The organism is Pseudomonas cichorii, assembly GCF_018343775.1.
GTDB lineage: Bacteria > Pseudomonadota > Gammaproteobacteria > Pseudomonadales > Pseudomonadaceae > Aquipseudomonas > Aquipseudomonas cichorii.
Genome location: NZ_CP074349.1, coordinates 3,256,525 through 3,277,652, shown reverse-complemented (window position 1 = coordinate 3,277,652; position 21,128 = coordinate 3,256,525). Strand labels below are relative to the sequence as shown.

The window sequence follows — 21,128 nt, the reverse complement described above, 5'->3', positions numbered from 1 at the left end:
AGACTGTCGCTCAACCTCCCACATCTCGCATCAACAACCCAAACCCCAAGTCCACCTCAATGGGAATAGGCAAGTACACCGTATGCCCGTCCCCGGGCGCGGTTTCGATGGCTTCTCCTTTGGCGTTCTGCAACTGCTGCAAGTCAAAGTGGAAGTTGCCCCTGGGTGTCATCAGTTCCATAGGGTCGCCGAGGCTGAAGCGATTCTTGACCCGGACTTCGGCCAGCCCGTCGCGGCGTTCGCCGGTCAGTTCGCCGACGAACTGCTGTCGTTCTGAAACCGAGCTGCCGTTCTGGTAGTTCTGGTATTCGTCGTGGACATGGCGGCGCAGGAAGCCTTCGGTGTAGCCGCGATGGGCCAGGGATTCCAGATCGGTCATCAGGCTGCGGTCGAATTCGCGGCCGGCTACGGCGTCGTCGATTGCCCGGCGGTAGACCTGTGTAGTGCGGGCGCAATAGAAGTGGGATTTGGTCCGGCCTTCGATTTTCAATGAATGCACGCCCATGCGGGTCAGGCGCTCGACATGCTGTACAGCGCGCAGGTCTTTGGAGTTCATGATGTAGGTGCCGTGTTCGTCCTCGAAGGCGGGCATCAGCTCATCCGGGCGATTGTTTTCCTGCAACAGGAACACCTGATCGGTCGGCGCGCCTGCGCTCAGGGTCGGTTCGGGCTCATAGACTTGCACAATGTCGCCAAGCGGGTTTTCCGTGGCTTCTTGCGCAGAATATTTCCAGCGGCAGGCGTTGGTGCAACTGCCTTGGTTGGCGTCACGCTTGTTGAGGTAGCCCGACAACAGGCAGCGGCCGGAATAGGCCATGCACAGCGCGCCGTGGACGAATACTTCCAGCTCCATGGCAGGAACCTGCTGGCGGATTTCGTCGATTTCTTCCAGGGACAGCTCGCGAGACAGGATGATCCGGCTCAGGCCCTGCTGTTGCCAGAACTCGACGCTGGCCCAGTTCACGGTGTTGGCTTGCACCGACAGGTGAATCGGCATCTGCGGGAAGTGCTTGCGTACCAGCATGATCAGGCCGGGGTCGGACATGATCAGCGCGTCTGGAGCCATGGCGATTACGGGTTCAAGGTCTTTGAGGAAGGTCTTGAGCTTGGCGTTGTGCGGTGCGATGTTCACCACGACGTAGAAACGCTTGCCTTGAGCCTGAGCCTCGTTGATGCCGAGTGCCAGGTTGGCGTGATCGAATTCGTTGTTACGCACCCGCAAGCTGTAGCGCGGCTGGCCGGCATAGACCGCATCGGCTCCGTAGGCGAAGGCATACCGCATGTTTTTCAGGGTACCAGCGGGGGCGAGCAGTTCCGGGGTAAAGGGTGTCATGGCGGTGTCGGTCGCAAAAAGTCGCGAACGGTAATCGCCTTGCCTGCCGGGTTTATTGATCTGGATCTATGAAACGCTGTGTACAGTATTCTTTGATGCCTGAGCCCTGCTCGACGCAGGGCTCAGGAAGGGGGACGCGGATACCGTCAGGCATTCACTTGATTGATCAGCGTCTTCAGGTAGGCAAGGCCTTTGTCGGTGATTGCGTTGCGCAAGGTCCGTTCGGCGGCGGTCACTGCGTTATGGCTGGCAGCCCGGCAGAAGCGGTAGACAAGGTCCACGGTCTGCTGTTTGTCCGGCGCCAACTGGTTGGTTACATCGCAATGCGCGATTAGCAGGTTGCGCAGGGTCAGGGTGCGGATCGCCAGGGTGGTGGCCCACTCGGTCAGGCTCAGGCCGTAATCCTGCCCGGCACTGGTGTTGGAGATGAACGGGAAACCGGTGCGGGTCATTTCGGCCGCAATGAAACGCTTCAGGATCAGATCCAGGCTGTGTTGCAGTTTTTCCGTATACAGGTGGCGATATTCGCTGCGCAGGGTCCATTGCGCCTGTGCCGGGGTTTCGCCGGGCACGATGAGTGAAGAGGTGAGTATCTGCTGGCGCAAGGAGGAGGGGGCGCCCGGCGAGTTCAAGACATTGATCAGCACGATCAGCAAAGGGTCGGCAAGAATCGGCTCGCTGGTATCTTCCTGAAGGTTGCTGGTGTTGTCGGCCAGCAGCGGGATTTCCTCGACCCAACGGGCATGTGGCAGTTCCGAAAGTTGCGCAGAAATGTCGTACAGGCGCAGCAATACCTGGCCAACCGGCAGTTTCTTCGACAGGGTGATTTGCAGCAGAGACTCCACCACCGAACGCCACTGGGCCTGATCGATACCGGGGAATTCCTGATTGGCGGCGGCGTAGAGATGATGGTCGTCCTGCGGACCTTCTTCGATCTGGAACGGCGCTTCGCCAAACAGTCCGATACGGGCAACTTCGGGGCAGCTCATGGTTGCGGACTTCACCAACGAGTTATTGATACGGCGATACATGCGAGGGTAGTTGGCACAAGTATCGGTGAGAACTGCTTCACCCTGCTGGGCATGGATCTGGCAACGTCCGCCTTGCAGCGCGCCGCACTGGCCACCCGTCTTGTCCATCTGGTAGCCCGAATCGTCCTTGACGATCAGATTCAAGAGTTCGGGAAACTCCCGGCTGTACAGGTCATGGCTACGATTGCTGACCGCAATGCGCCAGTTACCCTTGCAGCAGTTGTCTTCGCAACGCTCGGCAATGCATGAAAACTCTTGTACGTATTTGAAAGCCCTGGCGGACTGAATGCCCATGAATTCTCTCCCGCGGTCTTAGGTTCGTTTGAACCTGAGTGGCCGTTGTGCGGGAGTTGTTCCATGCAGAAAGGGAAATGGTGATGCGGATGTAAAGGCTCCCGAGCCGCTGGAGGTCGGGAGCCTCAGGTTTTACTGGGCCATCTTTGCCATGACCGACGCATAACCGGCGGCTGAGCCCAGCACATCGGCTTTGCCCTGAGCAATCAGAATGGAGTCGGAAACCTCACGGAATGCACCGGTGCCACCTGCGCGTTGCAGCACATGGGTGGCTTGCTGCTGCACGTATATCGGTGCATCGGCCACGGCGAACGACAGGCCGCAGGCAGCAAAGGCTGGCAGGTCAATGGAATCATCACCGATACAGGCTGTTTGCCCGGCAGTAACGCCTGCGGCAGCCATCAACTGCTCGCAGGCTGCCTTTTTATCCTTGATACCGAACTGGCAAAGCTCGACGCCCAGATCAGCCACGCGTTTGCGCAAAGTAGCCGAGTCGCGGCCCGACAACACGGCCACGCGTACGCCGTTTTCTTCCAGCATGCGCATACCCATGCCGTCGCGCACGTGGAAGCGTTTCAGGCATTCGCCGGTGGCGTCGTAGAAAATACCGCCATCGGTCAGTACGCCGTCGACATCGGTAATTACCAGACGAATATCGGCCAGCGCAGGTAGGCCTGGCAGTGAACGGCCTTCGATCAGGGCGCGGACTTTCTCCAGGCATTCAGGGGTATCGACGCCAGGGCCGGTGGGCTCCACCACCCAGGCACGAATGCAGTAACCGGCGGTCAGCAGGCGCAGTTGTTCCAGTTTTTCCGCGTGTTCGATCATTGGCTGGGACAAGCCGGAGTAGCTGGTCAGCACCTCGCGACGGTAGGCATAGACTCCGACATGCTTGAGGTAGGTGGCGGTTTCAGCTTCGCGGGGGTAAGGAATTGGCGAGCGGCTGAAATACAGCGCATTGCCGTTGGCGGCCAGGACCACTTTGACGGTATTGGGGTTGCCTGCTTCGGCCGAGTCTATCGGATGGCAGAGCGTGCCGACCTGCACGGACGCATCGGCGAGCATGCCCTTCACCAGTGTGACAATATCCGCAGGCCTTACCAGAGGCTCGTCGCCTTGCAGGTTGACGTAGATATCGGCGTCGACCTGACTCATGACTTCGGCCAGGCGATCAGTGCCCGAAGGATGGTCAGGGGATGTCATCACACAGGCCGCGCCAAAGCTGCGCGCCGCGTCGGCCACACGCTGGTCGTCGGTGGCAATCACCACTGTATCGGCAATGGCGGCTTCCAGAGCGCGCTCATACACATGCTGCACCATGGGTTTGCCCGCGATGTCGGCAAGCGGTTTACCGGGGAGGCGGGTGGATGCGTATCTTGCCGGGATGACGATGGCGACACGTTGCGGATGGCTGGCCATTAAGGGTCCTTAAACGATTTCAGCGGTGCAGGGCGAAAAGCGGATCATACCAGCGACAGGGCCTGCGCGAGTCAAAGTTCCAGCTTGTAGTGAGTCTCGCGAATGAATTCGCTCCTACACAATCTGTAGGAGTGAACTCATTCGCGAAGGGCTGAGAGATGTCGCCCTAGAACCTGGCACTCAAGGTCGCGACCACCGATGCCGGTGCACCAGCATAGTTACCATCGGTACTGGCAACGGTTTCGATATATTTGCGGTCGGTCAGATTGCGGCCATTGAGTGATACCCGGATGTTTTCATCAATGTCGTAGAACAGACTGGCGTCGATCCGGGCATAGCCGCCCACGTCATAGGTATTGTCGATATCACCCTGACGCTCGCCGACAGCGATCACCCCGGCACCAAAGCCCAGCCCTCTCAACGCACCTTCCTGCAACTGATAACTGGACCACAGCGAACCACTCAGGGTCGGCACGCCTTCAAGCGTGTTGCCGACCTGGATGGTGGTGTCCTTGGTCACTTCAGCATTCAGCGCGCTGATATTGCCGATGATCTCCCAGCCTTCCAGCGGCGTGCCACTGACGTCCAGTTCGACACCACGTACGCGCTGCTCACCGGTCTGCACTGAATAGTTGTCGTCTTCGGGGTCTGTAGCGGCAACGTTCTGGCGGGTGATCTCGAAGGCTGACAAGGTAGCGCTCAGACGGTCCGGGATCAGATCGAATTTTGCGCCCACTTCATACTGAATACCTTCTTCCGGGTCCAGGAGGCTGCCGTTACGCTGGATATCGCTCTGCGGGGTGAATGACGTGCTGTAACTGGTGTAGAGCGCAAGCCAGTCGGTGGGTTGATAAACCAGGCCGATACGTGGCGACACCTTGCCGGGGTCCACGTCGGTGCGGGTAATGTCAGAGGTGCCCACTGTGGTGTTTCGCTGGCGGGTGTCATCGTAGCGGGCGCCGAGGATCAGCTTCCATTGTTCGTTCAGATCAATCTGGTCTTGCAGGTAAAAGCTGTAGGCGGTCAGGTCGAAACTGGCCTTTTCACTGAATGCAAAAGGGCTGGGTGTGGCGCCGTAGACCGGATTGAAAATATCGATGGAAGTCAGGGATGCGCGGTCGCTGCGGCTGCGACGTTTGCCGTCGATGTACTCGAAGCCGGCAAGCACCGTATGGTTCAGGCCGCCGGTGGCGAAACGGGCGATGGCCTCGAGCTGCATGTCCAGAGTCTTGATTCGCTCTTCGCCGTCAGTGGCGCGGCGGGCGAGGGTGCGGCCATCCGGACCCAGGCCGCGTAGATCGACGACATAGCGATCCTTGTGGGACTGATCCCAGCGAGTCATCTGGCGCAGGGTCAGCCAGTCATTGACGTCATGTTCGGCGCGATACCAGAGCGAAAACTTGTTGGCCTTGTCACGCGCCCAGGGTTCGCCCAGATAGCGGTCGGCACTCATATCGATCTTGCCGTTGACCGGAATCAGGCCTCGGTCGAACGGGCTGGTCTGATCGATATACTCCATGCCACCGTCGACCCGGGTGGTATCCGTTGGCTCCCAGCGCAGGGTCGGGGCCAGGTAGGTGCGTTTGCTGTCGCGGAAGGTGTCCCGAAAACCCCGTTCGGTCTGTGTGGCGACCGTCATGCGCCCGGCCAGGGTCCTGGCTTCGTCCAGCGGCCCACTGGCATTGGCTTCCAGGCGGTAGAAATCGTAGGAGCCTGCCTGGAGTTTGACCTGTGCTTCGGGCGTGAAGCTGGGCTTGCGGGTGACCAGATTGATCAGGCCGCCAGGGTTGCCCCGGCCATAAAGCACCGACGCCGGGCCCTTGAGCACTTCGGCACGTTCGACGTTGGCCAGGTCGCGCAAAGCCTCGGGCCGTGAGGCCAGCGGGTTGATCAGCATTCCGTCCACGGCATAGCTGGTGGCTTTGAAACCACGGATCACGAAGCTCTCGGACGAACCGCCATGGGAGTTGCTGCGCTGCACGCTGCTGACGTTGGTCAGGGCGTCGGCGAGACTATTGGCCTGTTGATCCTCTATCACTTTGCGCGACACCACCTGGATCGACTGCGGCATGTCGCGCAGGGCCGTGTCGGTCTTGCTGCCGGTCGCGCTGCGAGTCGCCCGATAGCCTTGCACCGGGCCGCCAGCCTGTTCGGTGAATGCGCTGGAGGTGATGAGTGACGGCGCCAGATCAAGCGAGCCGCTGGCAGGTTGCGGGAACAGCAACAGGATACGGTCGTCGGTCAGCGACCAGCTCAATCCCGACGCCTGGAGCAGCCGGGCCAGCGCTTCACGCTCACTGAGCTGCCCGTTCACCGCCGGGGCTATCTTGCCTTGGGCCAGTGCGGCATCGAAGCTCAGTTGCAGGTTGTTCTGTCGGGCAAACTGGGCCAGTGCCGAGGCCAGCGGTTGTGCAGCGATGCTGTAACGTGCCGTGCGCAGGTTCTCGGACGTTTCGGTGGCCCGGACGTTGTCCATCGGCAGGAGGATGGCCAGTGCCAGTGTCGGCAATGCAGGGAAGCGCGACATCGATTTAATCCTTCATACGACTTGATTGCATTTGAGATAAGTTCTCAAGTTGGTCATGAAAGACGTAGGACGCCGGGATTTTTTCCATCTTTCAGATAAAAAATCAGAAACTCCCCAAAACATGCACCCACGGCGACACCTGCCGGGTTTCAACCGCCAGCGATTGCGCCAGGGCCTTGAGGGCTCGATCCGGGTGGTTCAGGTCGAACACGCCCGTAATGCGCCGCTGCTTCAGGGCCGGGTCGGCAATCACAATCCAGCCGCTGGTATAGCGTTGCAGCCGCTCAGCGATGTCGGCCACGGTCTGGTTTTCGACGAACAACGAACCGCTGCGCCATGACCCAATGTCCGTGGGATTGACATGCGAGTGTTCGGCTTTGCCCGATGGCCAGCTGAACTTCAGGCGCTGGCCGGGCATCAGGCGTTCGCTGAGCGGTGGTTGAGCATTTTCGGCCTGGACCTGGCCATGCTCCAGAGCGACTTCGGCACTGTGTGCCTGAAGGTCCAGATCGAAAGCCGTGCCCAATACCCGTACCGAGAGTTGTCCGGCCTGGGCCGTGAACGGATTCTGCGGGTCGGGGGCGATCTGGAAATAGGCCTGGCCTTGCAGCAATTCCACCTTTCGGGCATCGCCACCGATCAGGCGCAATGCACTCTGCGGGCTGAGGGTGATTGTGGAGCCGTCCGCCAGTTGGACCGTTCGGGTTTCTCCAACGCCGGTGTGATAGTCGGCGCGCAGCGTGAGGCTGGCTTGCGGCGCCAGTAAAACCGCAACTGCCGCCAGCCCGGCTGCCAGTGCCAGACGGGTCCAGATACGGCGCTTTACGGGTTTGCCTTGTGGCTGCGGTTGGCTGCGGGGGGCAGGCGCAACTGCCAGGGCTGGCAATTCGCCCAGCGCGCCCCAGAGCTTTTCCATCTTGAGCCATGCTGCACGGTGTTCAGGGCTGGCCTGCAACCACTGCTCGAAAGCTTCCCGGGCCTGAGGATCTTCCTGCAGGCGTATCTGCCAGTCACCGGCCTGTTCCAGTGCATCGTCCTCATGACTCACAGGGAAACATCCTTATCGTCATCCGGGTTGTCCACTTCACGGGCCAGCCGCACCAATGCATCACGCAACAGGCGATGGGCCGTGGTCAGGGACACGTTCAGATGCCCGGCGATCTCGGCCAGGGTGCAGCCGCCAAAGCGATGCATCTCAAGAGCCCGACGACTGTTTTCAGGCATTGCTTCAAGGGCACGGGAAAGACGTTCCAGCGTCATGTTGTGCTGGCACAGTTCGGCAGGATCACTGATATGCGCCGGCAGCAGCCAGGCAGGAGGGGAGACCTGATGCGCCAGCTCCCGGCTGCGGCTGCGTATGAGGTCCAGCGCCAGATTGCGCACAATCCGATACAGATACGCTGCCGGCTGCTCGGCGCTGGCCTGCTGCGGAATGAAGCGAATCCAGGCCTCCTGAACAATGTCTTCGGCCTGCATGCGATCACCCGTGATCTTTGCCGCGTAGCTGACCAGTTCCCGGCGAATCCCCAGAAACGTGTACAGATGGCCGGATGAATCGCTCATTGCAGTGATCTCGAACCTGAAGAGCGGTTGTGTCGCCCGCTGAAAAGCGCGCAGTTTAAACGTGAACGATAAGTATTTTCAATTGTGGTCGAGGTTCTGATCAGAGGGTCGAATCTGCATGGGCGTATAATTCTCTTTTCACGAATTCTGCGATTTTGACTAGACTTGATGGGTCGCTGAATCGTTTAATCAACTTCAGTTGTCCCCATAATTCCAATAAGGACCACCCCCATGAAATCGCTCGCCTGGCTTCTCGGTGCCACTGCCATTGTCTCGGCTACCAACGCCTTCGCCTGGGACTATGTGCTGCTCGATACCGACAAGGCCGCCCAGAACCAGCAGATCACCAGTGCCCAACTCGGGATCAAGACCGACAAACCCTTTTCCGTCACCATGCGCACCCTCCACGGCGGTCGTCAGGAAGGCGTGAGCATCATCGAGATCGACAACGGCACCATGAAGCTGTCGGTTGTGCCCACTCGCGGCATGAACGTGCTGCAAGCCTCGGTCGGTGATGTACGCATGGGCTGGGACTCGCCGGTGAAAGAGGTCGTCAACCCGGCCTTTATCGAACTGAACGGTCGCGGCGGGTTGGGCTGGCTCGAAGGTTTCAACGAACTGGTGACCCGTTGTGGTTATGAATGGGTTGGCCATCCGGGCATCGACAACGGCGAACTGCTGACCCTGCATGGCCGCGCGGCGAATATCCCGGCGAACAAAGTCACTTTGCATATCGACGAAAAGCCGCCTTATGCCATTCGCCTCAAGGGTGAACTGAAAGAGCAGGCGTTCAAGAAAGTCGATTTTTCGGTCCAGACCGAGCTGGTCACCGATCCGGGCAGCACCCGCTTTACCCTCAACGACACCCTGACCAACAACGGCGACTATCCAAAGGAATACCAGGCGCTGTACCACAGCAACTTCAGCACGCCGTTCCTGGAGGAGGGCGCACGCTTCGAGGCACCGGTGCAGCAGGTATCGCCCTTCAACGAAAAGGCCAAAGGCGACTTGCCTGATTGGCAAACCTACCGCGGTCCTACACCAGACTACGACGAAACCGTCTATAACGTAGTGCCTTACGGCGACGCCAAGGGCGATACCCTGACCGTGCTGCATAACAAGGTCGGCAGCCTCGGGGTGGCGGTGGGCTTCAACACCCACCAACTGCCTGTGTTCTCCTTGTGGAAAAACACCGACACCCGTGGCCAGGGCTACGTCACCGGCCTTGAGCCAGGCACCAGCTTCTCCTACAACCGCCGCTACCAGCGCCCTCTGAAACTCGTGCCGACCATCGCCCCGAAAGAACAGCGCCAGTTCCAGATCAGCTACAGCCTGCTGGCAGACAAAGGCGCAGTCGACACCGCACTGGGCCAGATCAAGACCATCCAGGGCGGCCGGGCAACCGAAGTCCGCAAGGAACCACTGGTGGACCTGAGCAAAGAGTAAAGTCTGACTCGTTGACCGGACGTGTATGGAATTATTTCATTCTCGTTCTTGACATGCCCGGTCAACCAGTCCAGAATTGCGTCCATTCCTGATTCGGGAACGAGAAAAAACCCTTAAGATTCAATGGGTTGAGGGTGAAGCCAAGGCTTGATCCAAAGAGTTCAAAACGGTTGATGTGGTTGTATAAGCATCAGGCGTCTGAGGCCGAGTAGCAAAATGGTTATGCTGCGGATTGCAAATCCGCCTACGCCGGTTCGATTCCGACCTCGGCCTCCACTATTGAAAACCCCGTAGATTAACGTCTACGGGGTTTTTTATTGGGCTGGGGAAAGGGGGATCGTTTCTGCATAATCAGGCATCGTTTCCGCATCAGGCATTTATTTGGTCGGAGAAACCACCTCGCCGACTCGTCGATAGACTCGCTTCGTGATCTCCTCTTTGGAGTGCCCCAGAAGTCGGCTGGCGTGACTGATGTCCTCGATCTCCGAGGCTGCCTTCGGTCGAATATCGCGGAACTGGAACTGCCGGACCTTGCTGGCTAGATCAGCGTTACCATCGGCCGTAAGTTTCCGAGCAGCCTTGTCACGCGCTTCGCTGAACCGGTTCCTCAGCATCTCCCAGCTCATTCGCAGTCCCGAGTCGTTTGTGATCAGTCGTGAGTTGCGCACGCCCTGCAGCTTGCGGCGCTCAAGTAACGCCTCGATGAACAATCCAAGGCCAGTAAGCTCGCCATTGACGTGCCGACGGATGCGCAGTTTCTTTTCAGTCTTGTTCTGATCGACCCACAGGTAGTCCTCGTCGAGGTCGATGGTGCTGAACTTCAGCGTGTCGGCAGGGTGTTGCCGCTGACCGAAAACTGACCCAGTAGAGGCTGTTCTGCCGACTGAAAACTGACCCAGGTGTTCAACTGCTTCTGCTCACTTTTTGAGCAGGAGAACACAGGGTGATCAGCATGGAAATGTTGGGAAAAATCCGGCGGATGTACTTCCGCGACAAGCTCTCGCTGCATCAGATAGCCAAGCGTACCGGGCTGTCGAGAAACACCATCCGAAAATGGGTCAGAGCGCCCGAAGCCACTCAGCCAGCGTACCAACGGTGCGCAACCTTCAATAAGCTCAGCCCTTTTCACGAGACCCTGGAGCAGGCGCTCAAGGCCGATTCGTTCCGGCCAAGACACAACCGCAGGAGCGCCAAAGCGCTTTTCGAGCAGATCAAGGCCGAGGGTTACGACGGCGGCTACAGCCAGCTCACGGCGTTTGTCCGCTCTTGGCGAGGGGAGCAAGGCAAGTCTTTACGCGCTTTTGTACCGCTGACGTTTGCTCTCGGTGAGGCCTTTCAATTTGACTGGAGCGAAGAAGGTCTGCTGATCGGTGGTCTTTTTCGACGTGTCCAGGTCTCCCACATGAAGCTGTGCGCCAGCCGCGCATTCTGGTTGGTTGCGTACCCCAGCCAAGGCCACGAGATGCTATTTGATGCCCATACGCGCTCGTTTGGAGCGTTGGGTGGCGTGCCACGTCGCGGCATCTACGACAACATGAAAACGGCTGTCGACAAGGTCAACAAAGGTAAAGGCCGCACGGTCAACGCCCGGTTTTCCGTGATGTGCGCGCACTATCTGTTCGATCCGGACTTCTGCAACGTGGCCTCTGGCTGGGAGAAAGGCATCGTCGAAAAGAACGTGCAGGACAGCCGGAGGCGAATCTGGCTCGATGCTCAAAATTGCATGTTCCATACCTTCGAGGAGCTGAACGTCTGGCTCGGCCAACGCTGTCGTACGCTCTGGGCTGAACTTGTACATCCGCAGTACAACGGTTTGACGGTGGCAGAAGTCCTGGAGCTGGAGCAGGCTGAAATGATGCCGATGCCGACGGCCTTTGATGGCTACGTGGAACGCACCGTCCGTGTCTCTAGCACCTGCCTGATCAGCGTGGCGCGCAATCGTTATTCGGTGCCTTGCGAGCGTGTGGGTCAATGGGTCAGCAGCCGTTTGTACCCTTCGCGAATCGTGGTCATTGCCGACGAAACGGTGATCGCCAGTCACGAGCGCCTCTTTGATCGAGATCAGGTCAGTTTTGACTGGCAGCACTACATCCCACTCATCGAACGCAAGCCTGGTGCATTGCGCAACGGCGCGCCATTTGCTGATTTGCCAAAACCGTTACGGCTTCTCAAACGAGGACTGAGGCGTCACACCAACGGTGATCGAATCATGATGCAGGTACTGGCTGCTGTGCCAATTGCGGGTCTCGAACCAGTGCTGGTGGCGGTGGAGCTGGTACTTGAATCGGGAAGTCTGAGCGCCGATCACATCCTCAATGTCGTTGCCCGCCTGACCTCCACCACACCACCTCCCTGTGTAGAAACCAGCCTGCAACTCAAGGTCGCGCCTGTTGCCAATACGGCACGCTACGACCGGCTCCGTGCGACCGATGAGGAGAATCGCAATGCGTGACCTAATGACTGAACTCAAAGAACTTCGCCTGCACGGCATGGCCAGTGCTTGGGAAGAACTGGTCTCTCAAGGAACAGCGTCGACGGCTTCATCGAAATGGCTGCTGGAACATCTGCTTCAGCAGGAACATGCGGATCGCGCGGTACGCTCGGTGAATCATCAGATGAACATGGCAAAACTCCCCATGCACCGTGACTTAGCTGGCTTTGACTTCAGCGCTTCCAGCGCTGATGCCCGGCTGGTCAGCGATCTATCCAGCTTAGCGTTCACTGAAACCGCGCAGAATGTCGTGTTCATCGGCGGCCCTGGAACCGGGAAAACACACCTGGCCAGTGCCTTGGCTGTATCCGGAATCACGGCCCACAACAAACGCGTGCGCTTCTTTTCCACGGTGGATCTGGTGAATCTGCTGGAGCGTGAGAAGTACGATGGCAAGGCAGGGCGAATCGCCCAGGGACTGCTACGAACAGACCTGGTGATACTGGATGAGCTGGGGTATTTGCCCTTCAGTCAAAGCGGCGGTGCCCTGTTATTTCACCTGCTGTCCAAACTGTACGAACACACCAGCGTGGTCATCACCACCACCCTGAGCTTCTCGGAATGGTCGAGTGTGTTTGGCGACGCCAAGATGACCACCGCGTTGCTGGATCGGCTGACACACCACTGCCACATCGTCGAAACGGGCAACGAGTCCTACCGACTACAACACAGCACCTTGGCCGCGCAGACAAAGATCAAGTCACGGGAACGAAAGCGCAAGGACGGAGATGATGTCGAGGACGATGAGCCATGTTGATCCGCACCATAAATGCCCTGCCGCTTGCGGTGGGGCTTGATGGTCTTGAATCGGAACACTGCTGCTAAGCTTATCCACAATTGCTGGGGCAAAAATCAGCAATCCGTCCTGGGTCAATTTTCAATCGGCAGGGTGGGTCAGTTTTAAATCAGCGCCAACAATGTAGTAATTGATAGCGACGAATCGGCATTAAATCTGCTTGAAATGCTTTTGCGGGAGCCGGACTCTCTGATTCCTGAGATCGAGTTTCATAACTGGCCCAGATTCGAGATGCACGTGCGGGGGGAGCGCTACCACTCTACCATCACGCCTGAACTCATGGAGTCATTTCTAGACTTCCAGAAAACCATTAACAAGTCGTTTGCGCTGCTACGCTATTCAGATTCGAGTCGTCGACTCACTAATTCAGATCGCGATGATTTGAAAATCCTGGTCCAAGTTGGGGATGGTAGCTCAGGCTTTTTCGCTTTCTTGGGCGATCAGGCGGAAGCCTTGGTGACCGGCCTATGTGAAGGATTTAAAACTATGGATTCTAAGCACAAGCTAATCACCTTCTTGGCGTTAGGGGCGCTTGGTTTTGGGTCGGCAGGCTTTGTTTATCATCTGGAACACCAAGCCGAAGCCAGGCGAGTAGAGCTGGCCAAACTGGAGTCCGACGCTGAGCGGGATGAGCGCATGAAAACCCTTGAGCTTGTTAAGCAGGCATCTGAGATTTCAGCCGATCGTTATGCGGATCTCATGAAAATGGTAGTTGAGAGGACTCCGCAAATTCAGACAATTTCTGATCATATGGCCGGAACCTACAATAAGCTTATAGCTGCCACTAAGGATTCTGAGTCGATCAATCTTCAAGGGGTTGAGGTTCCAGGTGCTGCTGTTGAAGAACTGAGTAATACCCCTCGAAATGTTGCTGTTGAGGATCGATCCGTCAGTGTATTTACGGTTCGCGGCGTTGATCATCGATCAAGTACCGAGTATAAGCTCGCTTTGTTTGATGTTCTTCGCAAAACCGAGATAACTGCAACTCTGCCAAGGGATGGTTCATTTGTTACTGACCAGATATTGGATGTGATCCAAGAGGCTGAGTGGGGCGGAAAAGTTGTGATGCTGCACTTGGTAACGAAGACCAGGGCTGGGAAGCTCATAAAGGCGGAGGTTGAAAAGGTCACACAGATTACTGATCAAGATGCTTATGATCGTGCTCCTGAGTCGTGATCCAAGATTGATCGTAGGTAAAAGCCCAGCCCCGCGCTGGGCTTTTTGCATCTGGCTCCTTGGCTTGCTGAAACCCACTGCTACGCTCCTTAAGTGGCTATTTGCCACTCACAACAAGGAGTAGTGAATGAAGCAGGTCATATTGGCGATGTGCTTGGTGCCGCTTTCGGGGTGTTTTCAGCAGGTCGCAAAGCCCAGTGATATCACCCTGGTCGAGGCAATGAGGCAGGTCGGAGAAGGGCTCAGCTCGATGCGGGCCGCGCAAGGAGATGTCAAGACCGGACTAATGGCCGAATCTGCGGAGATAACCTTCAAGATATCTGCAGACGCCACCAGCGGCGGGAAGTTGAAGGTCGACTTGTCAGCTCCTGCAGTCAGTGATGGGGTTGGTGTTGGAGGCGAGCTTTCCGGGCAAAAATCGTCCGCAAGGTCGAATACGGTGACGGTGAGATTCCAAAATGTCTTGGCCTTGCCAAAGGACACTGTTGGGTATGCGCTTGTCAGTGGCACCAATGATGGAAAAAATCTGGAGGGGGTTATCAAAAATTTGGATATCAAAATCCAGTCGCATCAGCCCTCCACCACACTTGAGAAAAAATAGCGCGCTGAAGGTCGCGATGTAGATCGACGTATCCCCCACATAGCCCCGGACGCACTTGCGATCTGGGGCTTTTTGTTTCTGCCGCAAGGCAAACCCAATACGCAGCCTAGACCCGTACAGTCGAACGGTGGATGTTCGTTCATCCGTCCTCCCCGGCTGCGTACCTTTTCGCCTGATGAGCGAGGTGACACCCATGAACGCAAGTAATGTGATCCCGTTTCATTACCAAGGACAGCCAGTGCACTTCAGTAGCGATGGCTGGATCAATGCCACGGACGTGGCCAAGCGCTTCGACAAACGACCCGTGGACTGGCTGAAGCAGGCCGAGACCAAGCAGTACCTTGCTGTCTTGGCTGATGCTCTGGGCTTGGATACCAAAGTGACTCAGGATCACTTTGGTCTGGTGCGCACTGCTCGCGGTGGTAAGTCGCCGGGAACATTGCTTCATCCGAAGCTGGCGGTAGTTTTTGCTCGGTGGTTGGATGTGAAGTTCTCGGTCTGGTGTGATCTGCACATCGACGCGCTTATCCGTGGCGAGTTGAACGAAAAACAAAATTTCGACTTGGCCTGCAAGGCGCTGGACGACGGCAAGGACATCGCCAGCCTCAGCGGCCGTGAGCTGTCCAAGTGGAAACAGAAGAAACCGCGCCTGGAATATCAGGTCGCCTACTGGCGTGATCAGTTGCAGATGACCCTTGGGCTTGAAGATATCTCGGCGGCGAGGGTAGAAGCGAACTGATGCACCCTTGGCTCAGGCAAACGAAAGCCCGCTGATGCGGGATTTGTTATATGAGGCTGCGGACAGTGTTAAGCGGGGCTCATCATGCGTGCCATCTCGCAAAAATCAAACAATTGAGAGGTGGGCGCTTCAGTCCCTGCTGCTCCCCTAGTTTATGGATTGCCTGGGAATAGCAGATTTCACGCTGATCTTCGGCAGTCAGTCCAAGATGTTCGTCATCTGTCATTCTATCTAGCTCGTCCGCCAAGGCAGGTATGCGAGACAGTATCTCGATTTTAGTGATGCGGATGTCTGCGCCGTTGTGGTGTGATTTGCGTGGTGGTGTATCCGCGGGAGAGGGGTAGCCTTGAAAGAGCCAAAATGACCACGACGATGATTACCCTGAAAGCTTTCCAGCGAGCGGCAAGTTATCAGAATGTTGTTGGTGACACCGGTATTACTCATCACGGTCGTTGCAATGTTTCGATGAGGCTCGAGATGGGTCTGGTCAATGGATTGGCCGGTTGCTCATCCATGCGAGATTCGGAGAGCGGTTCAAAGATGATTTGAGCACTCACAAGCACCTGATCGTTGAGTGTGACCTTGCAGAAAGTCTCACGTGCCGCAGTACTGGTTTCTTGCTTCAGCGGCTCGCATTTGAGCAGGCCAATCTTATCCTTGATAGGTACTTTTGTTCCTTCAATCGCATCGCTGAGCTGAAACTTGGGCGGCATCTGGTGGCCAATCCCTGCCCATATTTGAGGTTCATCCTTAAAAGAAAACCCCGAATGGGACCTGCCGCATAAGTTTACGAGGGTACGCTCGCCATTTATGATCTGCGCATCCGTGTAGCAAACATATTTTCTGCTCACAATGTCGACTTTCCCAGGTCCGTAGTTAGTCTTCGTCTCCGGCGGATAGGAGGTGCATCCACTGAGAGCCAGGGCGGCCAGGATGGATACTGCAGTAAAACGGTTGCGAACGAATTCCATTGGTCAGCTATCTGGCTGTTAGAAGGCGCCACCAATACCGGCAAATTGCCGCTATTTCAAGTCTGCATCCAACAACCGTGCAATCTTCTTGCGCAATTCCCCATGCACTTCCTCCGCATATGGCGTAGCCGTTTTCCAGTCATAGAACCATGCAGGCATCTTGCGATGCTTTTCCGGTTCCGAGGCGTAACGAGGAAAAATGTGGCAATGCAGTTCGGGCTCTGAATTGCCCAGAATTTCGTAATTCATACGAAGTGCCCCGGTTGCCTGAAGCACCGCATCTCCGATTCGGGCCATGTCGAGCAGGTATGTCGTTCTGGCTTCTGCATCCAGATCGTTCAGGCTTGGAACGACAGGGTCGGGGAGTAGCAGGCAGTAACCGGGAAGAAACTGCACGTCGCCCATGACCGCCCAGCCTGATGCCATTCGGCAAATGACTTTATCGTTGGCTCCGTTGCGGGCCAGTTCTACACGTTCAGTGATCAGGGGCATTATCGTCCTTGGATTCCAGAGCTGGGATGGCTGTAAGTGATAACCACTTTCGTTGCGTTTTTTACAGCTATATGAGGCTCTTGCCAAGCACCTGCAAGACTCAGGGCTTTATCGGTATGCCGCAATCATGGAACCACCCCCGCCAAACACCCACTCATCCTCCAAGCCGGTCTGCACACCTATCTCGCAGTTGAAAACTTATACGCATGGCAATGCCGAAGGTGCGACCAATTTATTTATGACAAAGGAGGGTTGTATGAATCTGATTGCACTATCTGCCTTGCTCGTGGGTGCGTTGGGTCTGGGTATGCTGATCGGTGGGATTGTTCTGATGCGTAGCCCGGCAGTGTTCATTGTGGCGGGTATGGGATTTCTGAGCTGGACCTATGTGGTATCCAGAGCGACTGATCGCAGACAACGCAGGCAGATGGTCAGAGGGTAATGGCGGGGGCGGGCCTACAGTCGCTCATGAGGTCAATCAGGCCCGCGTTTCGAAGTACGGCAATGTTTAGCGTCGATGACCGGAGTGAATCGCCCCGGGTTTCGTAGACACCTCCATGCCTTAAAATGAGGCCAATCAGGAGGTGCCATGAGCAACCCGCGTTATCCCGAAGAATTCAAAACCCAAGCGGTCAATCAAGTGACCGAAAAGAAGCTTCCCGTCGCTGACGTAGCGGCCCGTCTTGGTGTGTCGACGCATAGCCTCTATGCGTGGATAAAGCGCTACAGCAAACCTCAAGAAGAACGGCAGCAAGACGATGACCAGCACGCTGAACTGCGTCGACTGCGAGCGGAACTCAAGCGGGTCACTGAAGAGCGAGACATCTTAAAAAAGGCCGCCGCGTACTTTGCCAAGGAGTGCGGCTGAAGTACGCCTTTATCAAGCAGCGCGCGGGCGACTATTCCATTCGACGGCTTTGCCTGACGCTGAAAGTCCATCCCAGTGGTTATTACGCCTGGTTGTCTGAGCCGCAATCTGCACGCGCTAAAGATGATCAGCGATTGCTGGGTTTGATTAAGCATTCATGGCTGGAGAGTGGCGGAGTGTATGGCTATCGCAAAATCCATGATGATCTTCGCGAGGTCGGTGAAGATTGTGGTCGGCATCGTGTGGCGAGGCTGATGCGTCTTGAGGGGCTGCGCTCTCAGACAGGGTATCGACGACGCCCTGGAAAGTACGGAGGTAAGCCAGCAGTCGCCTCACCCAATTTACTGAAGCGCCAGTTCGATGTCGTAGAACCCAACAAAGTGTGGGTCACCGACATCACCTACATTCGCACGTACGAAGGCTGGCTGTATTTGGCTGTGGTGCTGGATCTGTTTTCTCGTCAGGTCGTTGGCTGGTCAATGAAGTCGCAGATGACCAGTGATCTAGCCATTGATGCGTTATTGATGGCGGTTTGGAGGCGTAAGCCGAAACAGGAGGTGATGGTTCACTCCGACCAAGGCAGCCAGTACAGCAGCACCGATTGGCGCAGTTTTTTGAAGGCGAATAATTTGGTTGCCAGCATGAGTCGCCGAGGCAACTGTCATGACAACGCCGTAGCCGAGAGCTTTTTCCAGCTTCTAAAGCGGGAGCGTATCAAGCGGAGAATCTACACCACGCGGCAAGATGCTCGTAGCGATGTGTTCGACTACATCGAGATGTTCTACAACGCAAAACGCCGGCATGGTTTCAACAATCAGCTGTCACCGGTAGAGTTTGAAAAGCGTTACGCAATGAGCTTGCAAGGTGTCTAGAGAATCCGGGGCGATTCAGAGTGTTCCCCATCGCATCCCGCCATCTGTGGGTTGTCTGTGCAGTTGTCTTCCTGAAATGAAAAATAGCTACAGCCAGACACCGAAAGGGCAAAAAACACCAGCAGCATGATTTTTTTCATGAAAGCTCCAGATCAAGTCCGCTTCGCAGTGATACGCCCGGCTCTGTGTTTTACGCGCAGGGGGATGCAAGCACCTTGAAGGTAGTACAGGGGATCGGTATTCGCCATTTGCATCGATTCATTTACCCGCCAGGGGCGGGCTTGCCTCTCATCATCAGCTGCCGAACAGCTCATTCAGAATGAGCAGTTCTGCCACTGCCGTCACGATGCAAAAAATGACGAAACCTCTCGTAAATACACGACGAGGGCGTTCATAGGTGGGCCAGTTCGCAAATATATTCAATGCATCGCTTATGAAATCGAGCAAGTGGCAACTCTCGTACGTATGACTTTGCCCATCAGTATGAAGCAATATGCTATGACAAGCAGCAACGTACCTGAACGGTGTTGTTGGCCCAGAGCAACTGCGGCTGTTCGCAGTTTCGCCCTGTCAAATGTGTAGCATCGTCGTCACTTCACTTTGAATGCTTGCCTTCTTTGCGGGCGGTTTTCTGCGCCGTTGAATCATGCGCTGTTCCAGAAGACCCGTCTGGACGATGTGCATCGTTATCGCGCTCGACTTCGCCTGATTGATCTGACGACGGCACTGCTTTGTTCTTGGTGTCGGTGTTCTTTTTCATGACTGCCTCCCAGCCTTGGCTGTCCATCCGAATTAGATTCAGGCTGCTTGAAAGTGGATGGCGTTCCAGTGTGTTGGTTCAACCGGATTTTCTGTGAAGGGCTCGGCGGTCATTGCTGACAGATCTTGCGGCCCATCCTGTGATAGGCGAATATTCGGCACCTCTGCGGGCTGGTGTCCTGGCTGCAGGGAGAGCACGGAATGTTATTGATGTTTCGACCAGGAGGTTGCAAATGAAGAAAGTGATGTTTGCTGTAGTGCTGCTGTGTGGTTTCTCCCTGAATGCCCAGGCTGCATGCCCGGTATTCGGCCCGTCCAAAGACCCATGCAGCGGCCCGGTGTTTGGTCCGACGGTCTGCGTATGTCCGTAAGATAGGTTGTCTGGCAGGTTCGGCGAATGTCGGGCCTGCTCATGATGTGTGTACCAGGCAACTTGTACATCCTCGATATCTATATCGTCAGTCATATCGTCTTCCCGGATAAATCCGGTCCTACAGTCCGCTATAGCCGAAGTATCATTGCGATCATGAAGTCATTCATGGTTGATCGAGCAGGTGTCTCTAATGGGGCTGTCACCAAAGAGAAAAGTGATCAGGCGCGAAGTTGTTCGCAAGGCCTGGCAAGACAATTCGCACTGGATCAAACAGTACGGCTTTTCTGAATACGCACTCGAAGCGGTGTGTGATGACAATGAAGAGCTGCGTATCTGTTGGTGCTGTGGCGATCAGGGGTATCAGGAAGTCGCCCACATCATTCCGCATTCTCTGGGTGGGGCTGACACGGTAGAGAACCGATTCCTGCTCTGTGCCGAATGTCATGTGGCGTCACCGGACTGCTACAAGAGCGAGTATTTTGTTGGATACGTAAACAGAAATGCTGGCAGATTCAGCCGTCTCATGGAGGAAGCTCTACACAGAGCCAGCGAAAGGCTTCTGGCATTTTTGAACGAGCATCCTCAACTATCTGATGTAGTTGAAGCCAGGCCACTTCTATCTTTTTCAGAAAACTGTCTGTATCGACGAACCACTACTCATGGTTCAAGTATTTCCCTGAGTACCCGACTGGCTCGTGCAGAAATGTATGTGGATGAGCTTATCGAGTACGCCCGAAGCCACTTGGATCAAGAAAAGATGCCGACGATCGGCAACAAGTTGGCGTAATACTTGTCTAGTATTGTCGGAAAGATCTGATCAGTAGAGAGCAACCATGTATTCAAAGCCCGAGCTACAGCGAGTCCTTGAAACGGCTTTTCTGCCCAGCAAATGCGAATGCGTCATTTCGGCGAACGACAGCTTTTCGGTAAAGCTCACCAACGCCGAATCAGGCGAAATCGAGCTGTACGTAACGGGTATGCCTTTGTCTGATCTGTCATCCAGCAGGTCGATCGCGCATCTGGTGCTTTCGTTGAGGGAGCAGCGAGATCTGATGGCGAAGATGGAATTGTCCATGAGGCGGTTGGCTTAGGAACTGAAACGAAAAGCCCGGCACTAAGCCGGGCTTGATATATCTGCTTTGCCGAAATTGCCTAGCAGCGTAACGTTCACAATCCACAAAAACACCAAAGGCCTGCCGAGTCTCCCCGTGCAAGCCTTTGATTCATATATGGTGCCCCGAGCCGGGGTCGAACCGGCACGTCCAGAGGACGAGGGATTTTAAGTCCCTTGCGTCTACCAATTTCGCCATCGGGGCGGTAGCGCCAAGGCAGGGAATATATACATCCCGTCCCCATGAAGCAAGCGTGCAAGTCCTT

At 56.1% G+C, this 21,128-nt stretch carries 22 protein-coding genes and 2 tRNA genes; 12 read left to right on the top strand and 12 right to left on the bottom strand.

Going from position 1 to position 21,128, the window contains the following annotated elements:
* Window positions 1-10: 10 nt before the first annotated feature.
* The 6 genes from trhP to KGD89_RS13650 form a co-directional block, all read right to left on the bottom strand.
* Window positions 11-1,333, bottom strand: coding sequence for a prephenate-dependent tRNA uridine(34) hydroxylase TrhP (trhP, locus tag KGD89_RS13675; protein WP_025260338.1), 1,323 nt, complete (start codon window positions 1,331-1,333; stop codon window positions 11-13).
* A 146-nt stretch (window positions 1,334-1,479) separates the two neighbouring features.
* A complete protein-coding gene (gene fliB / locus KGD89_RS13670; protein WP_025260337.1) occupies window positions 1,480-2,658 on the bottom strand; it encodes a flagellin lysine-N-methylase in 1,179 nt (392 codons plus the stop codon).
* A gap of 132 nt (window positions 2,659-2,790) precedes the next feature.
* The gene (gene kdsB / locus KGD89_RS13665; protein WP_074569079.1) at window positions 2,791-4,077 is read right to left on the bottom strand and encodes a 3-deoxy-manno-octulosonate cytidylyltransferase; all 1,287 of its coding nucleotides are present in this window, start codon (window positions 4,075-4,077) and stop codon (window positions 2,791-2,793) included.
* Window positions 4,078-4,243: 166 nt separating this feature from the next.
* A complete protein-coding gene (locus KGD89_RS13660; RefSeq protein WP_025260336.1) occupies window positions 4,244-6,604 on the bottom strand; it encodes a TonB-dependent siderophore receptor in 2,361 nt (786 codons plus the stop codon).
* Between the two features lie 103 nt (window positions 6,605-6,707).
* Entirely contained in the window at window positions 6,708-7,652 is a 945-nt protein-coding gene (locus KGD89_RS13655; RefSeq protein ID WP_025260335.1) for a FecR family protein, read from the bottom strand.
* Window positions 7,649-8,167, bottom strand: coding sequence for a sigma-70 family RNA polymerase sigma factor (locus KGD89_RS13650; protein WP_025260334.1), 519 nt, complete (start codon window positions 8,165-8,167; stop codon window positions 7,649-7,651). The genes KGD89_RS13655 and KGD89_RS13650 overlap by 4 nt, the downstream gene beginning before the upstream one ends.
* A gap of 231 nt (window positions 8,168-8,398) precedes the next feature.
* Here KGD89_RS13650 and KGD89_RS13645 point away from each other — a divergent pair, with 231 nt between their 5' ends.
* Window positions 8,399-9,613, top strand: coding sequence for an aldose 1-epimerase family protein (locus KGD89_RS13645; RefSeq protein WP_025260333.1), 1,215 nt, complete (start codon window positions 8,399-8,401; stop codon window positions 9,611-9,613).
* Between the two features lie 202 nt (window positions 9,614-9,815).
* Window positions 9,816-9,889, top strand: a tRNA-Cys gene (locus tag KGD89_RS13640).
* A gap of 101 nt (window positions 9,890-9,990) precedes the next feature.
* On the opposite strand, the gene KGD89_RS13635 is transcribed toward KGD89_RS13640, so the two are convergent.
* The gene (locus tag KGD89_RS13635; protein WP_025260332.1) at window positions 9,991-10,323 is read right to left on the bottom strand and encodes a site-specific integrase; all 333 of its coding nucleotides are present in this window, start codon (window positions 10,321-10,323) and stop codon (window positions 9,991-9,993) included.
* A 242-nt stretch (window positions 10,324-10,565) separates the two neighbouring features.
* Here KGD89_RS13635 and istA point away from each other — a divergent pair, with 242 nt between their 5' ends.
* The 5 genes from istA to KGD89_RS13610 all read left to right on the top strand — a co-directional run bounded on the left by istA (window position 10,566) and on the right by KGD89_RS13610 (window position 15,416).
* Entirely contained in the window at window positions 10,566-12,065 is a 1,500-nt protein-coding gene (istA, locus tag KGD89_RS13630; RefSeq protein WP_155951542.1) for an IS21 family transposase, read from the top strand.
* Complete coding sequence (gene istB, locus KGD89_RS13625) at window positions 12,058-12,861, top strand: IS21-like element ISPsy20 family helper ATPase IstB (protein WP_025260330.1); 804 nt, start codon at window positions 12,058-12,060, stop codon at window positions 12,859-12,861. The genes istA and istB overlap by 8 nt, the downstream gene beginning before the upstream one ends.
* A 318-nt stretch (window positions 12,862-13,179) precedes the next feature.
* Window positions 13,180-14,076: a hypothetical protein gene (locus KGD89_RS13620; protein ID WP_143008761.1), complete on the top strand. Its 897-nt coding sequence runs from the start codon at window positions 13,180-13,182 to the stop codon at window positions 14,074-14,076.
* A 127-nt stretch (window positions 14,077-14,203) separates the two neighbouring features.
* A complete protein-coding gene (locus tag KGD89_RS13615) occupies window positions 14,204-14,677 on the top strand; it encodes a trypco2 family protein (protein WP_025260328.1) in 474 nt (157 codons plus the stop codon).
* 193 nt (window positions 14,678-14,870) lie between these two features.
* Window positions 14,871-15,416 (top strand): KilA-N domain-containing protein, encoded by a 546-nt coding sequence (locus KGD89_RS13610; RefSeq protein ID WP_025260327.1) that lies wholly within the window; start codon window positions 14,871-14,873, stop codon window positions 15,414-15,416.
* A 443-nt stretch (window positions 15,417-15,859) separates the two neighbouring features.
* Here the strand turns inward: KGD89_RS13610 and KGD89_RS13605 are convergent, their stop codons facing one another.
* The gene (locus KGD89_RS13605; protein WP_025260326.1) at window positions 15,860-16,387 is read right to left on the bottom strand and encodes a hypothetical protein; all 528 of its coding nucleotides are present in this window, start codon (window positions 16,385-16,387) and stop codon (window positions 15,860-15,862) included.
* Between the two features lie 51 nt (window positions 16,388-16,438).
* Window positions 16,439-16,879, bottom strand: a complete 441-nt coding sequence (locus KGD89_RS13600) for an HIT family protein (protein ID WP_025260325.1) — start codon at window positions 16,877-16,879, stop codon at window positions 16,439-16,441.
* A gap of 256 nt (window positions 16,880-17,135) precedes the next feature.
* Between KGD89_RS13600 and KGD89_RS13595 the strand changes: the two genes are divergently transcribed.
* Both KGD89_RS13595 and KGD89_RS13590 read left to right on the top strand, forming a co-directional pair.
* Window positions 17,136-17,321, top strand: coding sequence for a hypothetical protein (locus KGD89_RS13595; protein ID WP_025260324.1), 186 nt, complete (start codon window positions 17,136-17,138; stop codon window positions 17,319-17,321).
* A gap of 147 nt (window positions 17,322-17,468) precedes the next feature.
* Window positions 17,469-18,619 (top strand): IS3 family transposase gene (locus tag KGD89_RS13590; protein ID WP_117148206.1). Its coding sequence is split into 2 segments (ribosomal slippage): window positions 17,469-17,703 and window positions 17,703-18,619, totalling 1,152 coding nucleotides; the frame shifts between segments, so codons are not numbered across the junction.
* Here KGD89_RS13590 and KGD89_RS13585 read toward each other — a convergent pair.
* Window positions 18,616-18,759 carry a hypothetical protein gene (locus tag KGD89_RS13585; protein WP_155951535.1) on the bottom strand — a complete coding sequence of 48 codons (144 nt, stop codon included), beginning with the start codon at window positions 18,757-18,759 and terminating at the stop codon, window positions 18,616-18,618. The genes KGD89_RS13590 and KGD89_RS13585 overlap by 4 nt on opposite strands.
* Window positions 18,760-19,214: 455 nt before the next feature.
* On the bottom strand, window positions 19,215-19,379 hold the full coding sequence (locus KGD89_RS13580; protein WP_162883719.1) for a hypothetical protein: 165 nt from the start codon (window positions 19,377-19,379) through the stop codon (window positions 19,215-19,217).
* A gap of 232 nt (window positions 19,380-19,611) precedes the next feature.
* Between KGD89_RS13580 and KGD89_RS13575 the strand changes: the two genes are divergently transcribed.
* From KGD89_RS13575 to KGD89_RS13565, 3 genes are all read left to right on the top strand, one after another.
* On the top strand, window positions 19,612-19,749 hold the full coding sequence (locus tag KGD89_RS13575) for a PA0050 family protein (RefSeq protein ID WP_095067823.1): 138 nt from the start codon (window positions 19,612-19,614) through the stop codon (window positions 19,747-19,749).
* A gap of 192 nt (window positions 19,750-19,941) precedes the next feature.
* Window positions 19,942-20,538: an HNH endonuclease gene (locus tag KGD89_RS13570; RefSeq protein WP_025260323.1), complete on the top strand. Its 597-nt coding sequence runs from the start codon at window positions 19,942-19,944 to the stop codon at window positions 20,536-20,538.
* Window positions 20,539-20,584: 46 nt separating this feature from the next.
* Window positions 20,585-20,842, top strand: a complete 258-nt coding sequence (locus KGD89_RS13565) for a DUF1652 domain-containing protein (protein WP_025260322.1) — start codon at window positions 20,585-20,587, stop codon at window positions 20,840-20,842.
* A gap of 139 nt (window positions 20,843-20,981) precedes the next feature.
* On the opposite strand, the gene KGD89_RS13560 is transcribed toward KGD89_RS13565, so the two are convergent.
* Window positions 20,982-21,067: transfer RNA gene (locus KGD89_RS13560), tRNA-Leu, on the bottom strand.
* Window positions 21,068-21,128 lie beyond the last annotated feature (61 nt).